This is a genomic window from Streptomyces sp. NPDC052079 (assembly GCF_040680275.1).
Taxonomy (GTDB): domain Bacteria; phylum Actinomycetota; class Actinomycetes; order Streptomycetales; family Streptomycetaceae; genus Streptomyces.
Genome location: NZ_JBFAWL010000004.1, coordinates 122400 through 142787 on the forward strand (window position 1 = coordinate 122400; position 20388 = coordinate 142787).

17 protein-coding genes and 3 pseudogenes are annotated in these 20388 nt (G+C 71.6%); 9 read left to right on the top strand and 11 right to left on the bottom strand.

The window, feature by feature from the left end; genetic code table 11:
- Window positions 1-116: 116 nt before the first annotated feature.
- The 3 genes from AB0L56_RS09800 (at window position 117) to AB0L56_RS09810 (ending at window position 2981) form a co-directional block, all read left to right on the top strand.
- The gene (locus AB0L56_RS09800; RefSeq protein ID WP_361034569.1) at window positions 117-965 is read left to right on the top strand and encodes an inositol monophosphatase family protein; all 849 of its coding nucleotides are present in this window, start codon (window positions 117-119) and stop codon (window positions 963-965) included.
- 97 nt (window positions 966-1062) lie between these two features.
- Window positions 1063-2472, top strand: coding sequence for an NAD(P)/FAD-dependent oxidoreductase (locus AB0L56_RS09805; protein WP_365420988.1), 1410 nt, complete (start codon window positions 1063-1065; stop codon window positions 2470-2472).
- A complete protein-coding gene (locus AB0L56_RS09810; protein WP_365420991.1) occupies window positions 2469-2981 on the top strand; it encodes an O-acetyl-ADP-ribose deacetylase in 513 nt (170 codons plus the stop codon). The genes AB0L56_RS09805 and AB0L56_RS09810 overlap by 4 nt, the downstream gene beginning before the upstream one ends.
- 17 nt (window positions 2982-2998) lie before the next feature.
- On the opposite strand, the pseudogene AB0L56_RS09815 reads toward AB0L56_RS09810, so the two are convergent.
- A pseudogene (locus tag AB0L56_RS09815) lies at window positions 2999-3175 on the bottom strand (TauD/TfdA family dioxygenase); the annotation flags it as partial.
- Between the two features lie 60 nt (window positions 3176-3235).
- Between AB0L56_RS09815 and ssuE the strand changes: the two are divergent.
- On the top strand, window positions 3236-3796 hold the full coding sequence (ssuE, locus tag AB0L56_RS09820) for an NADPH-dependent FMN reductase (RefSeq protein WP_365420994.1): 561 nt from the start codon (window positions 3236-3238) through the stop codon (window positions 3794-3796).
- Window positions 3797-3832: 36 nt separating this feature from the next.
- Here ssuE and AB0L56_RS09825 read toward each other — a convergent pair whose 3' ends face one another.
- Together AB0L56_RS09825 and AB0L56_RS09830 are read right to left on the bottom strand one after the other, a co-directional pair.
- On the bottom strand, window positions 3833-4888 hold the full coding sequence (locus AB0L56_RS09825) for an SPFH domain-containing protein (RefSeq protein ID WP_365420997.1): 1056 nt from the start codon (window positions 4886-4888) through the stop codon (window positions 3833-3835).
- 4 nt (window positions 4889-4892) lie between these two features.
- The gene (locus AB0L56_RS09830) at window positions 4893-5324 is read right to left on the bottom strand and encodes an NfeD family protein (protein ID WP_361034583.1); all 432 of its coding nucleotides are present in this window, start codon (window positions 5322-5324) and stop codon (window positions 4893-4895) included.
- A gap of 354 nt (window positions 5325-5678) precedes the next feature.
- Between AB0L56_RS09830 and AB0L56_RS09835 the strand changes: the two genes are divergently transcribed.
- Both AB0L56_RS09835 and AB0L56_RS09840 read left to right on the top strand, forming a co-directional pair.
- Window positions 5679-9584, top strand: coding sequence for a glycoside hydrolase family 2 TIM barrel-domain containing protein (locus AB0L56_RS09835; protein ID WP_365421000.1), 3906 nt, complete (start codon window positions 5679-5681; stop codon window positions 9582-9584).
- 35 nt (window positions 9585-9619) lie between these two features.
- Window positions 9620-10466 (top strand): annotated as a pseudogene (locus AB0L56_RS09840) (DUF72 domain-containing protein).
- Here AB0L56_RS09840 and AB0L56_RS09845 read toward each other — a convergent pair.
- Window positions 10447-10590: pseudogene (locus AB0L56_RS09845) on the bottom strand (transcriptional regulator); the annotation flags it as partial. The pseudogenes AB0L56_RS09840 and AB0L56_RS09845 sit on opposite strands and share 20 nt — an antisense overlap.
- 139 nt (window positions 10591-10729) lie before the next feature.
- On the opposite strand from AB0L56_RS09845, the gene AB0L56_RS09850 reads away from it, so the two are divergent.
- Together AB0L56_RS09850 and AB0L56_RS09855 are read left to right on the top strand one after the other, a co-directional pair.
- A complete protein-coding gene (locus AB0L56_RS09850) occupies window positions 10730-12199 on the top strand; it encodes an AlkA N-terminal domain-containing protein (RefSeq protein ID WP_365421403.1) in 1470 nt (489 codons plus the stop codon).
- 21 nt (window positions 12200-12220) lie between these two features.
- Window positions 12221-12703, top strand: coding sequence for a methylated-DNA--[protein]-cysteine S-methyltransferase (locus tag AB0L56_RS09855; protein ID WP_365421002.1), 483 nt, complete (start codon window positions 12221-12223; stop codon window positions 12701-12703).
- A 6-nt stretch (window positions 12704-12709) separates the two neighbouring features.
- Here the strand turns inward: AB0L56_RS09855 and AB0L56_RS09860 are convergent, their stop codons facing one another.
- From AB0L56_RS09860 to AB0L56_RS09870, 3 genes are all read right to left on the bottom strand, one after another.
- Window positions 12710-13435 carry a Sir2 family NAD-dependent protein deacetylase gene (locus AB0L56_RS09860; protein WP_365421005.1) on the bottom strand — a complete coding sequence of 242 codons (726 nt, stop codon included), beginning with the start codon at window positions 13433-13435 and terminating at the stop codon, window positions 12710-12712.
- A 70-nt stretch (window positions 13436-13505) separates the two neighbouring features.
- Window positions 13506-14009, bottom strand: a complete 504-nt coding sequence (locus AB0L56_RS09865; protein WP_365421008.1) for an NUDIX hydrolase — start codon at window positions 14007-14009, stop codon at window positions 13506-13508.
- A 132-nt stretch (window positions 14010-14141) separates the two neighbouring features.
- Complete coding sequence (locus AB0L56_RS09870) at window positions 14142-15215, bottom strand: ADP-ribosylglycohydrolase family protein (RefSeq protein ID WP_365421011.1); 1074 nt, start codon at window positions 15213-15215, stop codon at window positions 14142-14144.
- A gap of 203 nt (window positions 15216-15418) precedes the next feature.
- On the opposite strand from AB0L56_RS09870, the gene AB0L56_RS09875 reads away from it, so the two are divergent.
- Window positions 15419-16537 (top strand): glycerate kinase, encoded by a 1119-nt coding sequence (locus AB0L56_RS09875; protein ID WP_365421406.1) that lies wholly within the window; start codon window positions 15419-15421, stop codon window positions 16535-16537.
- Window positions 16538-16993: 456 nt separating this feature from the next.
- Here the strand turns inward: AB0L56_RS09875 and pssA are convergent, their stop codons facing one another.
- The 4 genes from pssA to AB0L56_RS09895 form a co-directional block, all read right to left on the bottom strand.
- The gene (pssA, locus tag AB0L56_RS09880) at window positions 16994-17776 is read right to left on the bottom strand and encodes a CDP-diacylglycerol--serine O-phosphatidyltransferase (RefSeq protein WP_361034787.1); all 783 of its coding nucleotides are present in this window, start codon (window positions 17774-17776) and stop codon (window positions 16994-16996) included.
- A 58-nt stretch (window positions 17777-17834) separates the two neighbouring features.
- Entirely contained in the window at window positions 17835-18491 is a 657-nt protein-coding gene (locus tag AB0L56_RS09885; protein WP_361034604.1) for a phosphatidylserine decarboxylase, read from the bottom strand.
- Window positions 18492-18661: 170 nt separating this feature from the next.
- Window positions 18662-19867, bottom strand: a complete 1206-nt coding sequence (locus tag AB0L56_RS09890) for an acyl-CoA dehydrogenase family protein (protein ID WP_361034607.1) — start codon at window positions 19865-19867, stop codon at window positions 18662-18664.
- Window positions 19868-19870: 3 nt separating this feature from the next.
- Complete coding sequence (locus AB0L56_RS09895) at window positions 19871-20383, bottom strand: MaoC family dehydratase (protein WP_361034610.1); 513 nt, start codon at window positions 20381-20383, stop codon at window positions 19871-19873.
- Window positions 20384-20388 lie beyond the last annotated feature (5 nt).

Here is a 20388-nt window from a genome sequence, read left to right on the forward strand (position 1 = left end):
CGGCATGATCCGCCGGACAGGCCTAAGGGCGGACGGACACCTCATGTTCCGGCTGATTCCACCCGGAGTGCACCGGGAGGGATGGGAATGTCAGTGCGGCGTGCTCTCATGGAGTCATGATCGAGAACGACAGCGACACCATCGACGGGTTTCTCGCCCGGCACGCCTCCGACGTGGAGGAGGCCATCCGCAAGGCCGCCACGCAGGAGATCATGCCGCGCTGGCGCCGTCTCGCTGAGCACGAGGTGGACCTCAAGACCGGCCCGCACGACCTGGTGACGGACGCCGACCGCAAGGCCGAGCTGTATCTCACCGAGGCCCTCGCCGCCCTGCTGCCCGGCTCCGCCGTCGTGGGCGAGGAGGCGGTGCACGCCAATCCCGCGTCCTACGAGGCGCTACGGGGCGAGGCCCCGGTCTGGATCGTCGACCCCGTCGACGGGACCCGCCAGTTCGTGCACGGCGACACCGGCTTCTGCACCCTGGTCTCCCTCGCCGTGCGCGGCGTCATGTACGCCTCCTGGACCTACGCCCCCGTCCACGAGGAACTCGCCACGGCCGTCCGGGGACACGGCGCCCGCCTCGGCGGCGAGCCGCTGCGCGCCGGCTCCCCGGACCCCGGCAGCGATCTGCGCGTCGCCACCTCCCACCCGGACTACACCACGGACGAACAGAAGCGCGCCCTGCTCGGCCTGCGGACCGACGGCGTGGCCCCGCGTTCCTGCGGCTCGGCCGGCCTTGAGTACCTGGCCGTCGCCCGCGGCGCGTCCGACGCCACCGCATTCTCCTGGGAAGCCGCCTGGGACCATGCGGCCGGGCTGCTCCTCGTGACGGAGGCCGGAGGCGCCCACCTCACCCGCGCGGGCAGGCCCTTCGACATCAGGGGAGGCAACGCCCTGCCCTTCACGGCGGCCCGGGACGCGGCCACCGCGCGGCGGGTGGTCTCCCTGCTGTCGGAGGGGGCCTGACCCACCCCGGGCGCGACGCCCCGGGCGTTCGTTCCGCGCCCGGCATATCCTGATCCCCTGTGGCCGCCGGCTGACAAGGAGTCCGAAGGTGCCGTCGATGCTCGATGCGGTCGTGGTGGGTGCGGGGCCGAACGGGCTGACCGCAGCCGTGGAACTGGCCAGGCGCGGTTTCTCGGTGGCCCTGTTCGAGGCGAAGGACACCGTCGGCGGCGGCGCCCGCACCGAGGAACTCACCCTTCCCGGCTTCCGCCACGACCCGTGCTCCGCCGCACACCCCCTCGCCATCAGCTCGCCCGCGTTCCGCGACCTCCCGCTGGACCGCTACGGCCTGGAATGGCTGCACCCCGCCATCCCCATGGCGCACCCCTTCCCCGACGGCACGGCGGCCGTGCTGTCCCGGTCGGTGGGCGAGACCGCCGCCTCCTTCGGCCCGCGCGACGCCGGCACCTACCGCCGCCTCGTCGAACCCTTCCTGCCCAAGTGGGACACCCTGGTCCGCGACTTCATGTCCCTTCCCCTGTCCGCGCTGCCGCGCGACCCGCTGACCCTGGCCCGCTTCGGCCTGACCGGCCTGCCGCCCTCCACCTGGCTCACCCGGCGCTTCCGCGACGAGCGGGCACCCACCCTGTTCGCCGGCCTCGTCGCTCACGTCATGGCCCCCCTGAACGGCCTCGCCACCGGCGCCGTCGGCCTGGTCTTCGCCCTCGCCGCGCACGCCCGCGGCTGGCCCGTCGCCCGCGGGGGCTCCCAGGCGATCTCCGACGCCCTCGCCGCGTATCTCAAGGACCTCGGCGGCGCCATCCACACCGACTACGAGGTCAAGCGGCTCGACGACCTGCCGCCCGCCCGCGCGTATGTCTTCGACACCTCGCCCACGGCCCTGGCCCGCATCGCCGGATTCGGCGGCCACTACGCGAACTACCGCTACGGCCCCGGCGTCTTCAAGATCGACTATGCGCTGGACGGCCCCGTGCCGTGGACCGCCCCCGAGGCCCGCGCCGCCGGCACCGTGCAGATCGGCGCGAACAGCGCCGAGATCGGCGCCGCCCTGCGCGCCGCGTCCCGCGAGGGCCGCGCCCCCGACGCCCCCTTCCTCATCACCGTGCAGCCCGGCGTCATCGACCCCAGCCGCGCCCCGGCCGGCCGGCAGGTCTTCTGGGCCTACGGCCATGTGCCGAACGGCTGGACCGGCGACCTCACCGACGCCATGGAGCGCCAACTGGAGCGCTACGCCCCCGGTTTCCGCGACCGCGTCCTCGCCCGCGCCACGGCCGGACCGCCGGAACTCGCCGCCCGCAACGCCAACTACGTGGGCGGCGACATCGCCACCGGCGCCGTCTCCGGACTCCAGGCGCTGCTGCGCCCGAAGCTCTCCCTGTTCCCCTACGCGACCCCGCACCCCGCCGTCTTCATCTGCTCGTCCGCCACTCCGCCCGGCCCCGGCGTGCACGGCATGTCCGGACACAACGCGGCGAAGGCGGTCTGGAGGAGGCTCCGTCGGACATGACCACCACGATCACGCTCGTCCAGGGCGACATCACCCGCCGGAGCGCCGACGCGATCGTCAACGCGGCCAACTCCTCCCTGCTGGGCGGGGGAGGCGTCGACGGCGCGATCCACCGCCGGGGCGGCCCGGCGATCCTGGAGGACTGCCGCAGGCTCCGCGCCTCCCGGTACGGCAAGGGCCTGCCCACCGGCCAGGCGGTCGCCACCACCGCGGGGAACCTGGACGCCCGCTGGGTGATCCACACCGTGGGCCCGGTGTTCAGCGCCGCCGAGGACCGTTCGGAGCTCCTCGCCTCCTGCTACCGCGAGTCCCTGCGCGCCGCCGACGAACTCGGCGCCCGCACGGTCGCGTTCCCCGCCATCTCCACGGGTGTCTACCGCTGGCCGATGGAGGACGCGGCCCGCATCGCCGTCGAGACGGTCAGAGCGGCGGACACGGCCGTCGAAGAGGTCGTCTTCGTCCTCTTCGACGACCACGCCCACAAGGCGTTCGCCGCGCAGCTGCACTGACGCCCGTCGCGGCCGGGTCAGGCCACGGCGGGGGTGTAGCGGGAGGCGTCGTCACCCTCGAGGACATGGCTGAGGGTGCCGTCGATCCCGGCGGGAACGTCACCCGCGACGGTCACCCGGTGCAGCAGGCGCGGCAGGTCACCGTAGTCGTCGGGGGCGTAGTGCTGGGTGCTGCGGTTGTCGAAGATCACCAGGGTGACGTCGGTGTGCCACTGGTTGGCGCGGATGCCTTCGTCGCCGTCGACGGGCAGGATGTGGGGCCGGCCGTCCACGGAGGCCCCTCCGCCACCTCGCGAACCGCCCGGCTGCTGCGCCACCTCGACCGCCGGCTCGCCGCTCAGGGCCATGAGGTGATCCCGCTCGACGTCCGCACCCTCCCCGCCGAGGCACTCCTCGGCGCCGATGTCCGGCACCCCGCGATCGTCGAGGCCGCCCAGCTGTTCGCCCGCGTCGACGGAGTGGTGATCGGCACGCCCGTGTACAAGGCCGCCTACTCGGGGCTGCTGAAGTCCTTGCTGGACCTGCTGCCGCGGTACGGGCTGGCCGGCAAGACGATCCTGCCGCTGGCGACCGGCGGGACGACGGCACACGTCCTGGCGATCGACTACGCACTGCGCCCGGTGCTCAGTTCCATGGGTGCCGCGCACATCGTCCAGGGCTGGTTCACCCTCGACAAGGACATCACGGTGGGCGACGACGGCACCCTGACAGTCACTCAGGGTGCGGCCGAGGCACTCGCACAGGTCGTCGACCAGTTCTCCGACGCCCTCGATAGCCGTACGTCCCTCGTCGCGGCCGCCGGACAGGCGGCCTGAGCGTGACACCCGCGGGGCCGCCCGGTCCCGCGGGTGTCACGCGCCGGTCCCGCCCCCTTCGGCCAGGCTCCGGTGCCGCAGACTCCCCGGTGTGTCGGCCTCCGCGGCGTCCGCCACGGCCTCTGCCGCCGCCCGGGCCGCCTGTGCGGTGTCGTCGGCGGCCTTGGCGGCGCTCTCGTCGGCCGACGGCTTCTCGCGGGTGGCGGGCGACGGGGGCAGTGTTTCGGTGAAGGCCCTGGACACGCCCTGGAGCGCGGACGTGATCTCGCTGGGAATGACCCAGAAGTTGTTGCCCGAGCCCTGCGCGAGCTGGGGAAGTGCCTGGAGGTACTGGTAGGCGAGGAGCTTGGGGTCGGGGTCGTTGCGGTGCACGGCCTGGAAGACCTCGTCGATGGCCCGGGACTGGCCCTCGGCCTGGAGGATCGCAGCGGTCCGGTTGCCCTCCGCGCGCAGCACGGCCGCCTGCTTGTCGCCCTCGGCGGTGAGGATCTGCGACTGCCGCTGCCCCTCGGCGCCAAGGATCGCCGCCCGCTTGTCCCGCTCGGCCCGCATCTGCTTCTGCATCGCCTCCTTGATGGACGTCGGCGGGTCGATGGCCTTGATCTCGACGCGGTTGACCCGCAGCCCCCACTTGCCGGTGGCCTCGTCCAGCACCCCGCGGAGCTGGCTGTTGATGGTGTCCCGCGAGGTGAGGGTCTTCTCCAGGTCCATGGATCCCACGACGTTGCGCAGCGTCGTGACGGTGAGCTGCTCGACGGCCTGCAGGAAGTTGGCGATCTCGTAGAAGGCCGCACGCGGATCGGTGACCTGGAAGTAGAGCACGGTGTCGATCTCGACGACCAGGTTGTCCTCGGTGATGACCGGCTGCGGTTTGAAGGAGACCACCTGTTCCCGCAGGTCGATCAGGGGGTGCACCCGGTCGATGTAGGGGATGACGAGGCTGAGTCCGGGGGTGAGGGTCCGGTGGTAGCGGCCGAGTCGCTCGACGTTGCGAGCGCGTGCCTGCGGCACGATACGGACGGCCCGCACGACGGTGAAGATCGCGAAGAGCGCGATGATCAGGCCGGCGATGAGAGAGGCGCTGATGTCCATGGCTTCAGTCCCGGGGGTAGACGAGCGCGGTGGCGCCGCTGATCTCTATGACGTCGACGGTTGTTCCGGAGGTGATCACAAGGGTTTCGTCGTAGCTGCGGGCCGTCCATTCCTCGCCGCCGATACGGACCCTGCCGCCGGTGCCCGTCACGTCGGAGACGACATAGGCGGGCTTGCCGATCAGGGCGTCCGTGCCGAAGCGCGCGGTCTGCGGCCCGCGCATATGGCTCAGGGCGAGCGGGCGTACGAACAGCAGCGTGCCGGAAGCGACCAGCGCGTACACGAGCAACTGCAGCCATATCGGCAGCCCGACCGCCGCCGCTCCCGCAGTGACCAGAGCGGCCACACCGAGCATCCCCAGGGCGGCAGTGAGGGTGAGGACCTCCGCCACCGCCAGGACGGCCGCGACGATCAGCCAGATCAGCCATGGATCCATGACGCGCCTCTTCTCACCGGTACGGGTCTGAGGGCATGAACCGCGGTGCCGGCCGCTACGGACGACAACCGACACCTTTGCCCCTATTTTACCCGCGGGTAGGCCAGGTGCCGAGGGGTGTGCGCGAGGAAGACGGCCGGACGGAGGGAACCATCAGGACCGCACAGAGTCCGACGGCATCATTGCTTCGGTTGTGTTCGAGTCCTAGGGTGTCGCTGGCTCAGTAGTTTCTCCGTCACCAGCCGTTGTGATTCTTCCCTGGGGCAACGTCCCCGTCCCGGACGAGGTGCCGAGGGGGAATCCGCGTGCCCTCAGTCCGCGCAGCGCCCTGTCGTACCGAGGAAGGCCACGGTCATGCCGCACCCCCCTGTGTCCCCCGCCGACCGGCCCGCCCGGCCGGTGGTCAGCCGCCGCCGGCTCCTGGAGTCGGGCGCCGCCGTGCTCGGCGCCCTCGCCCTGTCCGCCCCGGCCGGAGCCGTGCACGCGGCCGGCCGGCGGGCGGCCGCCGCGGCGCCCCCCGAGTGGAACGACTTCGGTGTCTTCCGGCTCGGCACCGAGCCGCCGCACACCACTCTCACGCGGTACGCGGACGTGAGACAGGCCGTCGCCGGGGACCGCACCCGCTCGCCCTACCGGCTGAGCCTCGACGGCGACTGGAAGTTCGCCTACGCCGACCGCCCCGACGACCGGGACGTCGACTTCCACCGCACCGACACCGACGACAGCGACTGGGAGACCATCCCGGTGCCGTCCGTGTGGCAACTGCACGGCCACGACTTCCCCATCTACCTCAACATCACCTACCCGTACTGGGGCCCCAACGGCCGCGGCGAGGACCCACAGCCGCCCGCCGCCCCGACCCGCTACAACCCCGTCGGCCAGTACCGGCGCACCTTCACCGTCCCGCGCGACTGGCGGGGCCGCCGTACCTTCCTGCACTTCGAGGGCGTCAAGTCCGCGCACTACGTATGGATCAACGGCGAACTGGCCGGCTACGACGAGGACTCCTACACACCCTCCGAGTACGACATCACGGACCTGCTGAAGCCCGGTACCAACCAGATCGCCGTGGAGGTGTACCGCTACGCCGACGGCGACTGGCTGGAGGACCAGGACATGATCCGGCTGAGCGGCATCTTCCGCTCGGTCCACCTGTACTCCACCCCGGCCGTGCACCTGCGCGACTTCACACTGGACACGCCCCTGAACGACACCTACACGCAAGCCGAGCTGGCCGTCACCGCGAGCGTGCGGGCGTACGGCGACGGCGCGAGCGGCCGGTACACCGTCGAGACCCAGCTCTACGACGCGCGCGGACACGCGGTCTGGTCCCGGCCGCTGGAGCAGACCGCCGACCTCGGTACGGCAGGCGCCGGCGAGGACGTCACCGTACGGGCGTCGAAGGCCGTGCCGCGGCCCCGGCTGTGGTCGGCGGAACAGCCGAACCTCTACACGGCCGTACTAAGGCTCCGCGACCCGGCCGGGGAAGTGACCGAGACGCTGTCCCACCGCGTCGGCTTCCGCGAGTTCACGATCAAGGACGGGCTGATGTGCATCAACGGCGAACCCGTCTCCTTCCGCGGCACCAACCGCCACGAGATGCATCCGGCCCGCGGCACCGCCCTCACCCGCGAGGACCTGATCGCGGACATCACCCTCATCAAACGGCTGAACATCAACTCCGTCCGCACCTCGCACTACCCCAACAACCCGCTGTGGTACGAACTCGCCGACGAGTACGGCCTCTACCTCATCGACGAGACCAACCTCGAGACCCATGGCATCCGTTCCTCCTACCCCGGCGACCACCCCGAGTGGACGGCGGCCTGCGTCGCCCGCGCCCAGAACATGGTCCACCGCGACAAGAACCACCCCTCGGTGGTCATCTGGTCGCTCGGCAACGAGGCCGGCGGCGGCTCCACCTTCACCGCCATGCACGACTGGATCCGCTCCTACGACCCCACCCGCGTCATCCAGTACGAGGGAGACGACCGGCCCGGCATCAGCGACATCCGCTCGGAGATGTACGAGAGCCCCTCACGCGTCGAGCAGCGCGCCCGGGACACCGCCGACACCCGGCCGTACGTCATGATCGAGTACTCGCACGCGATGGGGAACTCCAACGGCAACTTCAAGAAGTACTGGGACGTCGTCCGCCGTCACGACGTACTCCAGGGCGGCTGGATCTGGGACTTCGTCGACCAGTCCCTCCACACGCCGGTCCCCGCCCGCACCCTGCTCACCGAGTCGGGACCGTCCGGCCTGCGCGGCGAGATCCTCGCCACGCGCGGCCGCCTCGACCGCGACCGGGGCCTGTCCGGCATCACCGTCTTCGAACGCGCCGACAGCCTCGACCTCACGGGTTCACTGACCCTCGAGGCCTGGATCACCCCCGACGTGACCGGGTACCACCAGCCGATCATCGCCAAGGGCGACACCCAGTACGCGCTGAAGCAGACCGACCGCAGACTCGAGTTCTTCATCCACTCCGCGGGGCAGTGGATCACCGCGAACTGGCAGCTCCCGGACGACTGGACCGGACGCGAGCACCACATCGCGGGCGTCTTCGACGCCGAAGCCGGCACCCTGACCCTGTACGCCGACGGCGCGGTCCGGGCCACCCGCACCACCGACCGGCGGCCCAGCAGCAACACCGCGCCGCTCGCGCTCGCCTCGGACGCCGACCACCAGACCCGGGAGTTCAGCGGCACCATCCGCCGCGCCCGCGTCTACGCCCGCCCCCTCACCGCCGCCGAACTGGCCTCCGACGCCCGGGGGCCCGGCGACGACGGCGTGCGGTTCTGGTTCGACGCGGCCACCGTCCGGACGGAGACCAAGCGGCCGCGGCAGAAGTCGTTCCTCGCCTACGGCGGCGACTGGGGCGACAACCCCAACGACGGCGCCTTCGTCGCGGACGGCATCGTCACCGCCGACCGCGGGCACACCGGCAAGGCCGTCGAGATCAAGCGCGTCTACCAGGCGATCGGCGCCGCCCGCACCCCCGGCGGCGGCCCCGGCGACGTCACCCTCACCAACGAGCACCTGTTCACCGGCCTGCGCGCGTTCGACGGCCGGTGGGAACTCGTCGCGGACGGCCAGGTCGTACGGCGCGGACGTCTCACCCGGGACCAGCTGGACGTGCCGCCGCGATCGGGCAAGGAGATCAGTCTCCCCGTAGGCCTCCCCGAGAACCCCGACCCGGGGACCGAGTACTTCCTCCAGCTCTCCTTCACCACCAGGGAGTCCACGAAGTGGGCGAAGGCCGGCTTCGAGGTGGCCCGGCACCAGCTCCCACTCGACGCCGCGACCCCGGCCGTGACGCCTGTTCCCCTCTCACGCGTCCCGGCACTGCGCCACGAGGACCGCGACGGCGACATCCGGATCACCGGACGGGGCTTCTCGGTCACCGTCGACCGGAGCAGCGGCATCCTCACCTCCTACGAGGCGAACGGCACCCGTCTGATCACCTCCGGGCCCGTGCCCAACTTCTGGCGGGCGCCCACCGACAACGACAGGGGCAACGGCCAGCACCTCCGCAACCAGACCTGGCGCGACGCGGGCGCCCGCCGGAAGGTCACGGACGTCACCGTGCGGACGCTCGACGACCGCGCCGTCGAGATCAGGGTCGCCGGCACCCTGCCCACCACCGTGGAATCCACTTGGTCCACGACCTACACCGTCTTCGGCAACGGCGAGATCAAGATCGACAACACCCTCCACCCGGGTGCCCCGAACCTGCCGTACATCCCCGAGGTGGGCACGCTGCTGTTCCTGCCGCGCCGCCTCGACCGCCTGCACTACTACGGCCGCGGCCCGGAGGAGAACCACTGGGACCGCAACACCGGTACCGACGTGGGGCTCTACTCCTCCACCGTCGCCGACCAGTGGACCCCGTACATCCGCCCGCAGGAGAACGGCAACAAGACAGACGTCCGCTGGGCGGCCCTGACCGACCGGGGCGGGCGCGGTCTGCTGGTGTCGGGCGAACCCCTCCTGGAGATCAACGCCTCGCACTTCACCCCGGAGGACCTGTCGGCCGGTGTGCGGCACGACTACCAGCTGACCCCGCGGGACGCGGTCGTGCTGCGGGTCAACCACCGTCAGATGGGCGTGGGCGGCGACAACAGCTGGGGCGCGCACACCCACGACGAGTTCAAGCTGTTCGCCGACCGGGACTACGCGTACACCTACCGGCTGCGTCCGCTCACCGATGTCGAGGAGGCGACGGCGGCCTCGCGCCGTCCCACGGCGACCCGGTAGCGGGACACACCCGCGGGAGCCCGTAACCGGGCTCCATGGGTGACATTCTGGTCGGGGCATGTTCATGGACGGACCGTCAACTCGTGGCGAGCGGCTGGTATCCGCGCGGACGGCGGGACGCCGAGGGCCGGCTGCGGCACTACGCCACCAGGCTGCCCGTCGTCGAAGTGGACTCCGCCTACTACGCGTTGCCCAGCCGCCGCAACAGCGAGCTGTGGGTGGAGCGCACACCGGACGGATTCCGCTTCGACGTCAAGGCGTTCTCGCTGCTGACCGGCCACCCCACCCGGCAGCAGGCGCTCCCCGCGGACCTGCGGAACCGGCCGGTGGACGGCGCGCTGCTGGAGGGGGAGGTTCGCGGAGGCGGTCGAGCCGCTGCGCCGGGCCGGCCGGCTGGGAGCCGTGCTGTTCCAGTTCCCGCCCCGGTTCGCGCCGGGAGCCGTCGCCGAGCGGGCGCTGGAGGACTGCGCGCGGCGCACGGCGGGCTGGCCGCTCGCCGTCGAGTTCCGGCACCCCGCGTGGTGGGCGGCGGAACGGGCGGAGGACACGCGTGCGTTGCTGTCCAGCTTGGGAGCCGCGGCGGTCGGTGTGGACATGGCCCAGGGGCTCACCGGGTCCCTGCCGCGCGTCGTGCCCGTCACCCGTCCCGCGCCGGCCGTCGTGCGGTTCCATGGCCGCAGCGCGGCCTGGGGGAGGGGCAGCAAGGAGGACCGCTTCCGGCACGACTACGACGTGACCGAACTCGCCGCCTGGGTGCCCCGGTTGCGTCGCGCGGCCCGGCGGACGGAGGAGCTGCACGTGCTGTTCAACAACTGCTGCGCGGACGCCGCCGTACGCGCGGCCGAGACCATGCGGGGGCTGCTCACCCGGCCGTGTCGCTGATCGCCGGCCGGGGATGCTCCACGTGGTGGACGGCGTGGTCGAGCAGCTCGGCGACATGGTGGGCGTGCATCGCGTGGACGACGGAGCGGCCCCGGCGCTCGCCGGCCACAAGCGCTCCGCAGTGCAGGCCAGGCTGAAGGACTGCGGCCGCTCCGCGCGTCGGCGGGGCGATCCGGGCAGCCGCAGGACACGTGACGTCGATGTCGGATTCCCGCCGGACCCGCGTGCCGCCCATCACCGATCCTTGAGACATGCACAAGGGGATGCACACCGACACCGAGCGCTGCGTGCGCGCCGTGCGGTCGAAGGACGCGCGGTTCGACGGCTGGTTCTTCACCGCCGTCCTCACCACCGGCATCTACTGCCGGCCCAGCTGTCCGGTGGTGCCGCCCAAGCCCGAGAACATGGTCTTCCACCCGAGCGCCGCCGCATGCCGGCAGGCCGGGTTCCGGGCCTGCAAACGCTGCCGTCCCGACGCCAGCCCCGGCTCACCGGAATGGAACCACCGCGCCGACCTCGTGGCCCGCGCCATGCGGCTGATCGCCGACGGCGTCGTGGACCGCGAGGGCGTCCCCGGACTCGCCGCCCGCCTCGGCTACAGCACCCGGCAGGTCGAACGCCAGCTGCTCGCCGAGGTCGGCGCCGGCCCCCTGGCCCTCGCCCGCGCCCAGCGCGCACAGACCGCACGGCTGCTCATCGAGACGACGGGGCTGCCGATGGCGGAGATCGCCTTCGCGGCCGGCTTCTCCTCCGTCCGCACCTTCAACGACACCGTGCGCGAGGTCTTCGCGCTCTCCCCGAGCGACCTGCGCACCCGGGCACCGAGGAACGCCACCCGCACCACCCCGGGCGTGCTCTGCCTCCGCCTGCCGTTCCGCGCCCCGCTCAACCCCGACAACCTCTTCGGCCACCTCGCCGCCACCGCCGTACCCGGGGTGGAGGAATGGCGGGACGGCGCCTACCGGCGCACGCTGCGACTGCCGTACGGGCACGGCATCGTGGCACTGACCCCCCACCCGGACCACATCGCCTGCCGCCTCGCCCTCAGCGACCCCCGCGACCTCACCGTCGCCATCAGCCGCTGCCGCCGCCTGCTCGACCTGGACGCCGACCCCGTCGCCGTCGACGACCATCTGCGCACGGACCCGGTGCTCGCCCCCCTGGTCGACAAGGCACCCGGCCGCCGCGTGCCGCGCACGGTCGACGCGGCCGAGTTCGCCGTACGGGCCGTCCTCGGCCAGCAGGTGTCCACGGCCGCCGCCCGCACCCACGCGGCCCGCCTGGTCGCCGCGCACGGCACACCGGTGGACGACCCCGAGGGCGGCCTCACCCACCTCTTCCCCACCCCCGAGGCGCTGGCCGCGCTCGACCCCGGGACACTCGCCCTGCCCCGCACCCGCCGCACCACCTTCACCACCCTGGTCCGCCGGCTGGCCGACGGCGACCTCCGCCTCGGGGCCGGGAGCGACTGGCCCGAGACCCGGACCCGGCTCCTCGCCCTCCCCGGCTTCGGCCCCTGGACGGTGGACGTCATCGCCATGCGCGCCCTCGGCGACCCCGACGCGTTCCTCCCCACCGACCTCGGCATCCGCCGCGCCGCCCGGGACCTCGGCCTGCCCTCCACCCCGGCGGCCCTCACCGCACGCGCGGCGGCCTGGCGGCCCTGGCGGGCGTACGCGGTGCAGTATCTCTGGGCGACGGACAGCCACCCGATCAACTTCCTGCCGGTCTGAGAAGCCAAGGACACACAGCCGATGAAGCAGCACACGGTGATCGACAGCCCCTACGGCCCCCTGACCCTCGTCGCCGACGACGGCATCCTGTGCGGCCTCTACATGAGCGACCATCGCCACCGCCCGCCGGAGGAGACCTTCGGCGCCCCCGACGACGCTCCCTTCACGGAGACGAAGGACCAACTGGCCGCCTACTTCGCGGGCGACCTGAAGGAGTTCACCCTCGAACTCCGGCTGCACGGCACCCCGTTCCAGCGCCGGGTGTGGGAGCAGCTGGCGCGCATCCCCTACGGCGAGACCCGCACCTACGGCCAACTCGCCGACGCCCTGGGCAACCCCAAGGCCTCCCGCGCCGTCGGTCTCGCCAATGGCCGCAACCCGATCAGCATCATCGTCCCCTGCCACCGCGTCATCGGCTCCACCGGCAGCCTCACCGGCTACGGCGGCGGCCTGCCCCGCAAACAGCGCCTGCTCGACTTCGAACGGGGAGCCGCGCTCTTCTGAGGCGGCTCAGGACGCGATCCGGCGCAGCAGCCCGGGCAGCGCGGTGCCGATCGGCTCCCGGATGACCTCGTTCGCCCGGTCGTCGTACGGGGTCGGCTCGGCGTTGACGATGATCAGACGGGCGCCGTGGTCGGCGGCCACGTCCGCGAGACCGGCGGCGGGGTGGACCTGGAGACTGGTCCCGACGGCGACGAAGACGGTACAGGCCTTGCTGATCGCCGCCGCCTCGCCGAGCACCACCGGGTCGAGCGGCTCGCCGAACATCACCGTGGCCGGCTTCAGAACGCCGCCGCAGTCCTGACACGGCGGATCGTCCTCACCGGCCTCGACCCGGGCGAGCGCGTCCTCCATCGCACTGCGCGCATGGCACTCGGTGCACACCACGCTCCGTACCGTGCCGTGCAGTTCGAGCACCTTGCGGTCCGGCATTCCGGCCAGCTGGTGCAGCCCGTCCACGTTCTGGGTGATCACCCGCACCGGCACCCCGGACCGCTCCAGCCCGGCCACGGCGCGGTGCGCGGCGTTGGGCTCCGCGGCGAGCGCGAAGGTCCTCCGCCGCATCTGCCACGACCGGCGGCGGATCTCCGGGTAGCCCATGTAGTACTCGTACGTCACCAGCTTCTCGGCCTCGGGATCGCGGCGCCACAGCCCGTTCGGCCCGCGGTAGTCCGGGATGCCGGAGTCCGTGCTGATACCGGCACCGGTGAGGAGGGCGACGAGGGGCTTGCTCATGGGGCGAGGGTAGGCGGCGACGCGTCCGCCCGGCGAACGGATTGGCGCGGGTGGCGATGGCCGTGCGGGCTCAGTGAACTCGGTGCCCGTCCTCCAGCTCCGCGGTGCACGAACCGTCCGCCAGGACGTCCAGGGCGGCCAGCACCCGGCGCCTCAGGGGGCCGTGGAGGTACTCGGCCAGGTCCCAGCGCGGCACGAGCCGCGAGGACAGCAGCTCCGACTCCTGCAGCCGGATCGCCGCGAGATCGTCCGCACCGAGCACGCCGCCGTCGTACAGGTACGCCACCAGCGGCGGCCGGCCCTCCCCGTGCACCCAGTCCACCGCCAGCAGCCGTCCCAGCTCCCGGTCCAGCCCGATCTCCTCGGCCGTCTCGCGCCGCGCCCCCTCGCGCGGGCTCTCCCCGTCGTCCGACTCGATCGTTCCGCCGGGCAGCGCCCAGCCCTCCCGGTAGTTCGGCTCGACCAGCAGCACCCGGCCCTCCTCGTCCCGGAAGAGAGCGGCGGCGCCGGCGAAGACACGGGGGAGCGAGGCGAGGTAGGCGGCGAAGCCCTGGGCGTCCTGGGTGGTGGCCATGCGGCAAGCGTAACGGCGGTACCGGGCCGCCCGCCGGGGACGGCGACCGGCTCCCGGGGCGCACCACAGCACACGCCGGTCCCGTGATCGACACACGGCGGCGCACACGCCGGGTGCACGGGGCGGGACCCGTCAGGCCTCCGCCCGCGCCAGCCGCAGCGTCCGTTCCGCGAGTTCGCTGATCCGTACCCCGTCGAAACCGAAGACGGCGCTGCGCACCGTGTCCTGGAGCGGGTCCTTCCACTGGTCCGGGACGGCCGCGGCGCCGCACAGTACCCCGGCCACCGAGCCGGCCGTCGCCCCGTTCGAGTCCGTGTCCAGGCCGCCGCGCACCGTGAGCGCGACGGTGCGGGTGAAGTCGCCGTCGCCGTACAGCAGCCCCGCGGTGAGCACGGCCGCGTTCGGCACCGTGTGGATCCAGCCGAGGCCCGCCGTCTCCTCGTCGAGCGTGGTGAGGGTGTCCTCCCAGGCGAGCCCCGCCTCGTGCAGGCAGCACACTCTGCGCACCGTCCGGGCGAGGCGGCTGCTCGCCGGGATCACCGTCAGCGCCTCCTCCACCGCCTCGCGCACCGTGACCGCCGTGAACGCCGCCGAGATCAGCGCCGCCGCCCACATCGCCCCGTACACGCCGTTGCCGGTGTGGGACAGCACCGCGTCCCGGCGGGCCAGCGAGGCGGCGCGGCGCGGGGCGCCCGGTGAGGTCCAGCCGTGGATGTCGGCGCGGATCAGGGCGCCGATCCACTCCTGGTAGGGGTTGTCGTACGTGGCCGTCAGCGGCGGCCGGAGTCCGTTCGCGAGGTTCCGGTACGCCGCCCGCTCCGCCGTGAACGTCTGCAGATACGGCAGCCGCAGCAGCCACAGGTCGCCGACCTGCTCGGTGCTGAACGCGAAGCCGTGGGTCTCCAGCAGGGTGAGGCCGAGGATCGCGTAGTCGATGTCGTCGTCGCGGCAGCTGCCGTGGATGCGCCCGCGGACGCAGGACCGCCACTCGGGGCGCAGCTGGAGGCCCTCGCTCTCGGTCGGCGGCTCGGGCAGGTAGTCGGTGAGGGGGAGGGCGCCCGTCCGCCGGAGGTAGCGGTCGATGCGGTCACGCGTCCACACCTCGCCCTGCTCCACCGGCTTGCCCAGCATGTTGCCCGCGATCCGGCCCAGCCAGCCTCCGAGGATGCGGTCGGCGAGTCCTGGCTCCGTGTCCACAGCGCTCATGGCGGTCATGGGACCGGTGTACCCGATTCCGGGCGGTCCGCGCCGTTCCACGAGGTGGGCGGGGCATGGCGGCGGCGGTGCCCGCCGGTTAGGGTCGCAGCGGCGCGACTGGCCTTGACATGCTTGAGGCCCGGAGAGCGAGGGGAAGGCACGTGGCGGACGTTGCAGGGAGCGGCACTCGTACGACGCGGTCGGCGCGGCGGGTGCTCGTCGCCGCGGACAAGTTCAAGGGGTCGCTGACGGCCGTGGAGGTCGCCGAGCGGGTGACGGCAGGGCTGCGCCGGATCGTGCCGGGCCTGGTCGTCGAGGCGCTGCCGGTGGCCGACGGCGGTGACGGCACCGTCGCCGCGGCGGTGGCGGCCGGGTTCGAGCGGCGGGAGGTACGGGTCAGCGGCCCGCTGGGGGACACGGTGACCGCGGCGTACGCGCTGCGCGACGGCACCGCGGTGGTGGAGATGGCCGAGGCCAGCGGGCTGCAACGGCTCCCGGACGGGGTCTACGCACCGCTCACCGCGTCGACGTACGGCTCGGGGGAGTTGCTGCGGGCCGCGCTGGACGCGGGGGCGCGCAGGATCGTGTTCGGGGTGGGCGGCAGTGCCACCACGGATGGTGGTGCGGGGATGCTGTCGGCGCTGGGGGCGCGGTTGCTGACGGCGGAGGGGGAGCCGGTGCGGCCGGGGGGCGGGGGGCTGGTTGAGCTGGCGTCCGCCGATTTGTCCGGGCTGGACTCGCGGCTGTCGTCGGTGGAGTTCGTGCTGGCCAGCGATGTCGACAATCCCCTGACGGGGCCGGCGGGCGCGCCTGCGGTGTATGGGCCTCAGAAGGGTGCCTCGCCGGCGGACGTCGAGACGCTGGATGCGGCGCTCGAGCATTTCGCGAAGGTGCTGGAGACCGTGGTCGGGGCGGAGGGCGCCGAGTACGCTGCGTCGCCGGGGGCGGGGGCGGCGGGTGGTGTCGGCTACGGGGCGATGCTGCTGGGTGCCGTGTTTCGGCCGGGCATCGAGGTCATGCTGGACGTGCTGGGGTTCGCGCGGGCGCTGGAGCGGGCGGATCTGGTGATTACCGGTGAGGGGTCGCTGGATCGGCAGACGCTGCATGGGAAGGCGCCGGCGGGGGTTGCTGCGGCGGCGCGGGCGGCGGGCAAGGAGGTCGTTGCCGTGTGTGGGCGGCTGGCGTTGCCGCCGGAGGTGTTGGGGCGGGCGGGGATTCGGCGGGCGTATGCGCTGACGGATGTCGAGCCGGACGTGGCGGTGTGCATCGCCGATGCGGGGCGTCTTCTGGAACGCACGGCAGAACGAATCGCCCGGGACTACTTGCTCTGACCGGACGTTTTTCTCGCCCCCGCCGCCCCTTCCCGTCCCGTCCCTGGGGGCTACGCCCCCAGACCCCCCTTTCGGCCCTACCGGGCCTCGTCCTCAAACGCCGGACGGGCTGATTGGGCTGCGCCCTCAGACCCCCGTCCTCAAACGCCGGACGGGCTGATTGGGCTGCGCCCTCAGACCCCCGTCCTGAAACGCCGGACGGGCTGGATGTAACGCCCGAGTCGGGTGGTGGGTGGGCATAGGCCGGGGGTCTGGGGGCGGAGCCCCCAGGGGGTCAGGTCAGGACGCCGTGTGCTTGAACGCCGGACGGGGTGGATGTAACGCCCGAGTCCGGTGGTGGGTGGGCGTAGGCCCGGGGGTCTGGGGGCGGAGCCCCCAGGGGGGTCGGCAGCCGCGCCGGGTGCGGAAAGCAAACGGGCCCCGGACCAAGGTCCGGGGCCCACAACGCGGCCGGCGTTACGGCAGCTGCGCCGCCCGTGCCTCACGGCGGTTGCCGCGGAAGTTGTTCACACGGCGAGCCGTGGCGAACAGCGGGATCACCGCACCCATCACCAGCTGCAGCGCACAGCCCGCCTGCAGCAGCAGCTGACCGCCCGGCGCGTCGAACGCCCATGCCGCGAGCAGCCCCATGCTGAGCACGATCCACGACAGCATCGCCACCGCGAGCCGGCCCCGCGGCTTCGGGTACTCCACCCGGCTCACCATCAGCCAGGCCGTACCGATGATCGCCAGCAGCGTCGCCTCGAACGGCAGCTCGAGGAGCACGATGGAGACGACCGTCAGCGCCCCGAACGGCGACGGCATCCCCTGGAACGTGCCGTCCTTGACGGTCACGCAGGAGAATCTCGCCAGTCTCAGCACCACCGCCAGCAGCACCACGATCGCGCCGACCGCGGCCACTCTCTGGTGCGCGTCGTTGGCGACCATGCCGTAGACGAGGACGAAGTACGCCGGCGCCAGGCCGAAGCTGATCAGGTCGGACAGGTTGTCCAGCTCCGCGCCCATCGGCGAGGAGCGCAGCTTGCGCGCCACCAGGCCGTCGAAGAGGTCGAAGACCGCAGCGCACAGCATCAGGATGACGGCGGTGGCCGCGCTGTGGCGGGCCATGCCGGTCTCCTGGCTGCCCTGGAGATGCGGGATCAGAATGCCGGTGGTGGTGAAGTACACCGCCATGAAGCCGCAGGTGGCGTTGCCCAGGGTGAGGGTGTCCGCTATCGAGAGGCGGAGCGAGAGGGGCATCTCCTCGTCGTCGTCCGTCTCGTCGGCCTCCGGCGCCCAGCCGGCCTGTGTTTCTGGATCAACCACGGTCAATGCGAGTCACCCCAGCCACGGTCTTCTGACCGACCTCGACGGCCACCTCCACGCCTTCCGGCAGGTAGATGTCGACGCGCGAGCCGAAGCGGATGAGACCGATGCGCTCGCCCTGCTCGACCTTGGTGCCCTGGGGCACGTACGGGACGATACGGCGGGCCACGGCGCCGGCGATCTGGATCATCTCGATGTCGCCGAGCTCGGTGTCGAAGTGCCACACCACGCGCTCGTTGTTCTCGCTCTCCTTGTTGAAGGCGGGAACGAAGCCACCGGGGATGTGTTCGACCGACGTCACCGTGCCGGCCAGCGGGGCGCGGTTCACGTGGACGTTGAGCGGGCTCATGAAGATCGCGACGCGGGTGCGTCCGTCCTTCCACGGCATGATGCTCTGCACCACACCGTCGGCGGGCGAGATGACCCTGCCCGTGGCGATCTCACGCTCGGGGTCGCGGAAGAACCACAGCATCCCCGCCGCGAGTGCGGTGGCGGGGACGGCGACGGCCTTGGCGGCACCCGAGCGGCGGGCGCGGAGCAGACTCACGGCTGCGGTGGCGACGGTCGGCAGAAGCCACGGCGAGGCTCCGCGCGCGAGGCGTACGCCGGCGAGGCTGTCGCGAGGTGCAGAGGTTTGGCTGTGGGGCATGGATGACCTTCGTAGCGGATGATGCCGCGCAACTGCGGGGGACGGCGGCTTTCCGGCGATCGTAGCGGCTCCGGGCCGCAACTGGGTAAGCCAGGCAGCCAAGTCGACGGCCGAAGAGTGCATACGGGGTGTGATCCTCTTCTCCAAGAAAACACCCCGTATCCGGACGTTTAGCCCTGGAACCGATACTCTTCGAGCAGCCGGCGGCCGATGATCATTTTCTGGATCTCGGCCGTGCCTTCGCCGATCAGCAGCATCGGAGCCTCACGGTAGAGGCGCTCGATCTCGTACTCCTTGGAGAAGCCGTAGCCGCCGTGGATCCGGAAGGCGTCCTCCACGACCTCCTTGCAGTACTCGGAGGCGAGATATTTCGCCATCCCTGCTTCGAGGTCGTTTCGCTCACCGGAGTCCTTTTTGCGCGCTGCGTTCACCATCATCGCATGCGCCGCCTCCACCTTGGTAGCCATCTCCGCCAGCTTGAACTGGATGGCCTGGTGCTGCGCGATCGGCTTGCCGAACGTGTGACGCTGCTGGGCGTACTGGACGCCGAGCTCGAAGGCACGCTGAGCCACGCCGCAGCCACGCGCCGCGACGTTCACGCGGCCGACCTCGACACCGTCCATCATGTGGTAAAAACCTCGGCCGGTGACCCCGCCGAGCACCCGGTCGGCGGGAATCCGCAGGCCGTCCATGATGAGCTCGGTCGTGTCGACGCCCTTGTAGCCCATCTTGTCGATCTTGCCGGGGATGGTCAGGCCGGGGCGGACCTCGCCGAAGCCCGGCTCCTTCTCCACCAGGAAGGTGGTCATCGACTTGTGCGGCGCGGTGCCCTCGGGGTGTCCTTCGTCACTCCGCACCAGAACGGCCACCAGGGACGAGGTTCCGCCGTTCGTCAGCCACATCTTCTGGCCGTTCAGGACGTACTCCTCGCCGTCCTTCACCGCCTTCGACGTGATCGCCGACACATCGGAGCCCAGGCCCGGCTCCGACATCGAGAAGGCGCCGCGGATGTCGCCGGCCGCCATACGCGGCAGGAAGTGGTCCTTCTGCTCCTGCGTGCCGTGCTGCTTGAGCATGTACGCGACGATGAAGTGGGTGTTGATGATGCCGGACACCGACATCCAGCCGCGGGCGATCTCCTCCACGCACAGCGCGTACGTGAGAAGGGACTCGCCCAGGCCGCCGTACTCCTCGGGGATCATCAGGCCGAAGAGGCCCAGTTCCTTCAGCCCGTCGACGATCTGCTGCGGGTACTCGTCGCGGTGCTCCAGCTCGGTGGCGACCGGGATGATCTCCTTGTCCACGAAGTCGCGGACGGTGGAGAGGATCTCCTGCTGGACGTCGGTCAGACCGGCGGTCTGGGCGAGACGGGCCATCGCTTACTTCCCCTGTTCCCTCAGTTCGGGCCGGCCCGGCTGCTCGCCGCCGCGCTCCTTGATGTACGTCTCGGTGGGCACCATCACCTTGCGGCGGAAGACGCAGACCAGGGTGCCGTCCTGCTTGTAGCCCTTGGTCTCGACGTGCACGATGCCGCGGTCGTTCTTCGACTTCGACGGCCACTTGTCGAGGACGGTGGTCTGGCCGTAGATCGTGTCGCCGTGGAAGGTCGGCGCCACGTGCTTGAGCGACTCGATCTCCAGGTTGGCGATCGCCTTGCCGGAGATGTCCGGCACGCTCATGCCGAGCAGCAGCGAGTAGATGTAGTTCCCGACGACGACGTTCTTGCCGAAGTCCGTCGTCTTCTCCGCATAGTTCGTGTCCATGTGGAGCGGGTGGTGGTTCATGGTGAGGAGACAGAACAGGTGGTCGTCGTACTCGGTGACCGTCTTGCCGGGCCAGTGCTTGTACGTCGCCCCGACCTCGAACTCCTCGTAGGTGCGTCCGAACTGCATGAGCC

Coding starts and splice junctions, on each gene's coding strand:
- AB0L56_RS09800 (WP_361034569.1), top strand. CDS start 117: ATGATCGAGAACGACAGCGACACCATCGACGGGTTTCTCGCCCGGCAC.
- AB0L56_RS09805 (WP_365420988.1), top strand. CDS start 1,063: ATGCTCGATGCGGTCGTGGTGGGTGCGGGGCCGAACGGGCTGACCGCA.
- AB0L56_RS09810 (WP_365420991.1), top strand. CDS start 2,469: ATGACCACCACGATCACGCTCGTCCAGGGCGACATCACCCGCCGGAGC.
- AB0L56_RS09825 (WP_365420997.1), bottom strand. CDS start 4,888: ATGGACATCAGCGCCTCTCTCATCGCCGGCCTGATCATCGCGCTCTTC.
- AB0L56_RS09830 (WP_361034583.1), bottom strand. CDS start 5,324: ATGGATCCATGGCTGATCTGGCTGATCGTCGCGGCCGTCCTGGCGGTG.
- AB0L56_RS09835 (WP_365421000.1), top strand. CDS start 5,679: ATGCCGCACCCCCCTGTGTCCCCCGCCGACCGGCCCGCCCGGCCGGTG.
- AB0L56_RS09850 (WP_365421403.1), top strand. CDS start 10,730: ATGCACACCGACACCGAGCGCTGCGTGCGCGCCGTGCGGTCGAAGGAC.
- AB0L56_RS09855 (WP_365421002.1), top strand. CDS start 12,221: ATGAAGCAGCACACGGTGATCGACAGCCCCTACGGCCCCCTGACCCTC.
- AB0L56_RS09860 (WP_365421005.1), bottom strand. CDS start 13,435: ATGAGCAAGCCCCTCGTCGCCCTCCTCACCGGTGCCGGTATCAGCACG.
- AB0L56_RS09865 (WP_365421008.1), bottom strand. CDS start 14,009: ATGGCCACCACCCAGGACGCCCAGGGCTTCGCCGCCTACCTCGCCTCG.
- AB0L56_RS09870 (WP_365421011.1), bottom strand. CDS start 15,215: ATGAGCGCTGTGGACACGGAGCCAGGACTCGCCGACCGCATCCTCGGA.
- pssA (WP_361034787.1), bottom strand. CDS start 17,776: ATGCCCCTCTCGCTCCGCCTCTCGATAGCGGACACCCTCACCCTGGGC.
- AB0L56_RS09885 (WP_361034604.1), bottom strand. CDS start 18,491: ATGCCCCACAGCCAAACCTCTGCACCTCGCGACAGCCTCGCCGGCGTA.
- AB0L56_RS09890 (WP_361034607.1), bottom strand. CDS start 19,867: ATGGCCCGTCTCGCCCAGACCGCCGGTCTGACCGACGTCCAGCAGGAG.
- AB0L56_RS09895 (WP_361034610.1), bottom strand. CDS start 20,383: ATGCAGTTCGGACGCACCTACGAGGAGTTCGAGGTCGGGGCGACGTAC.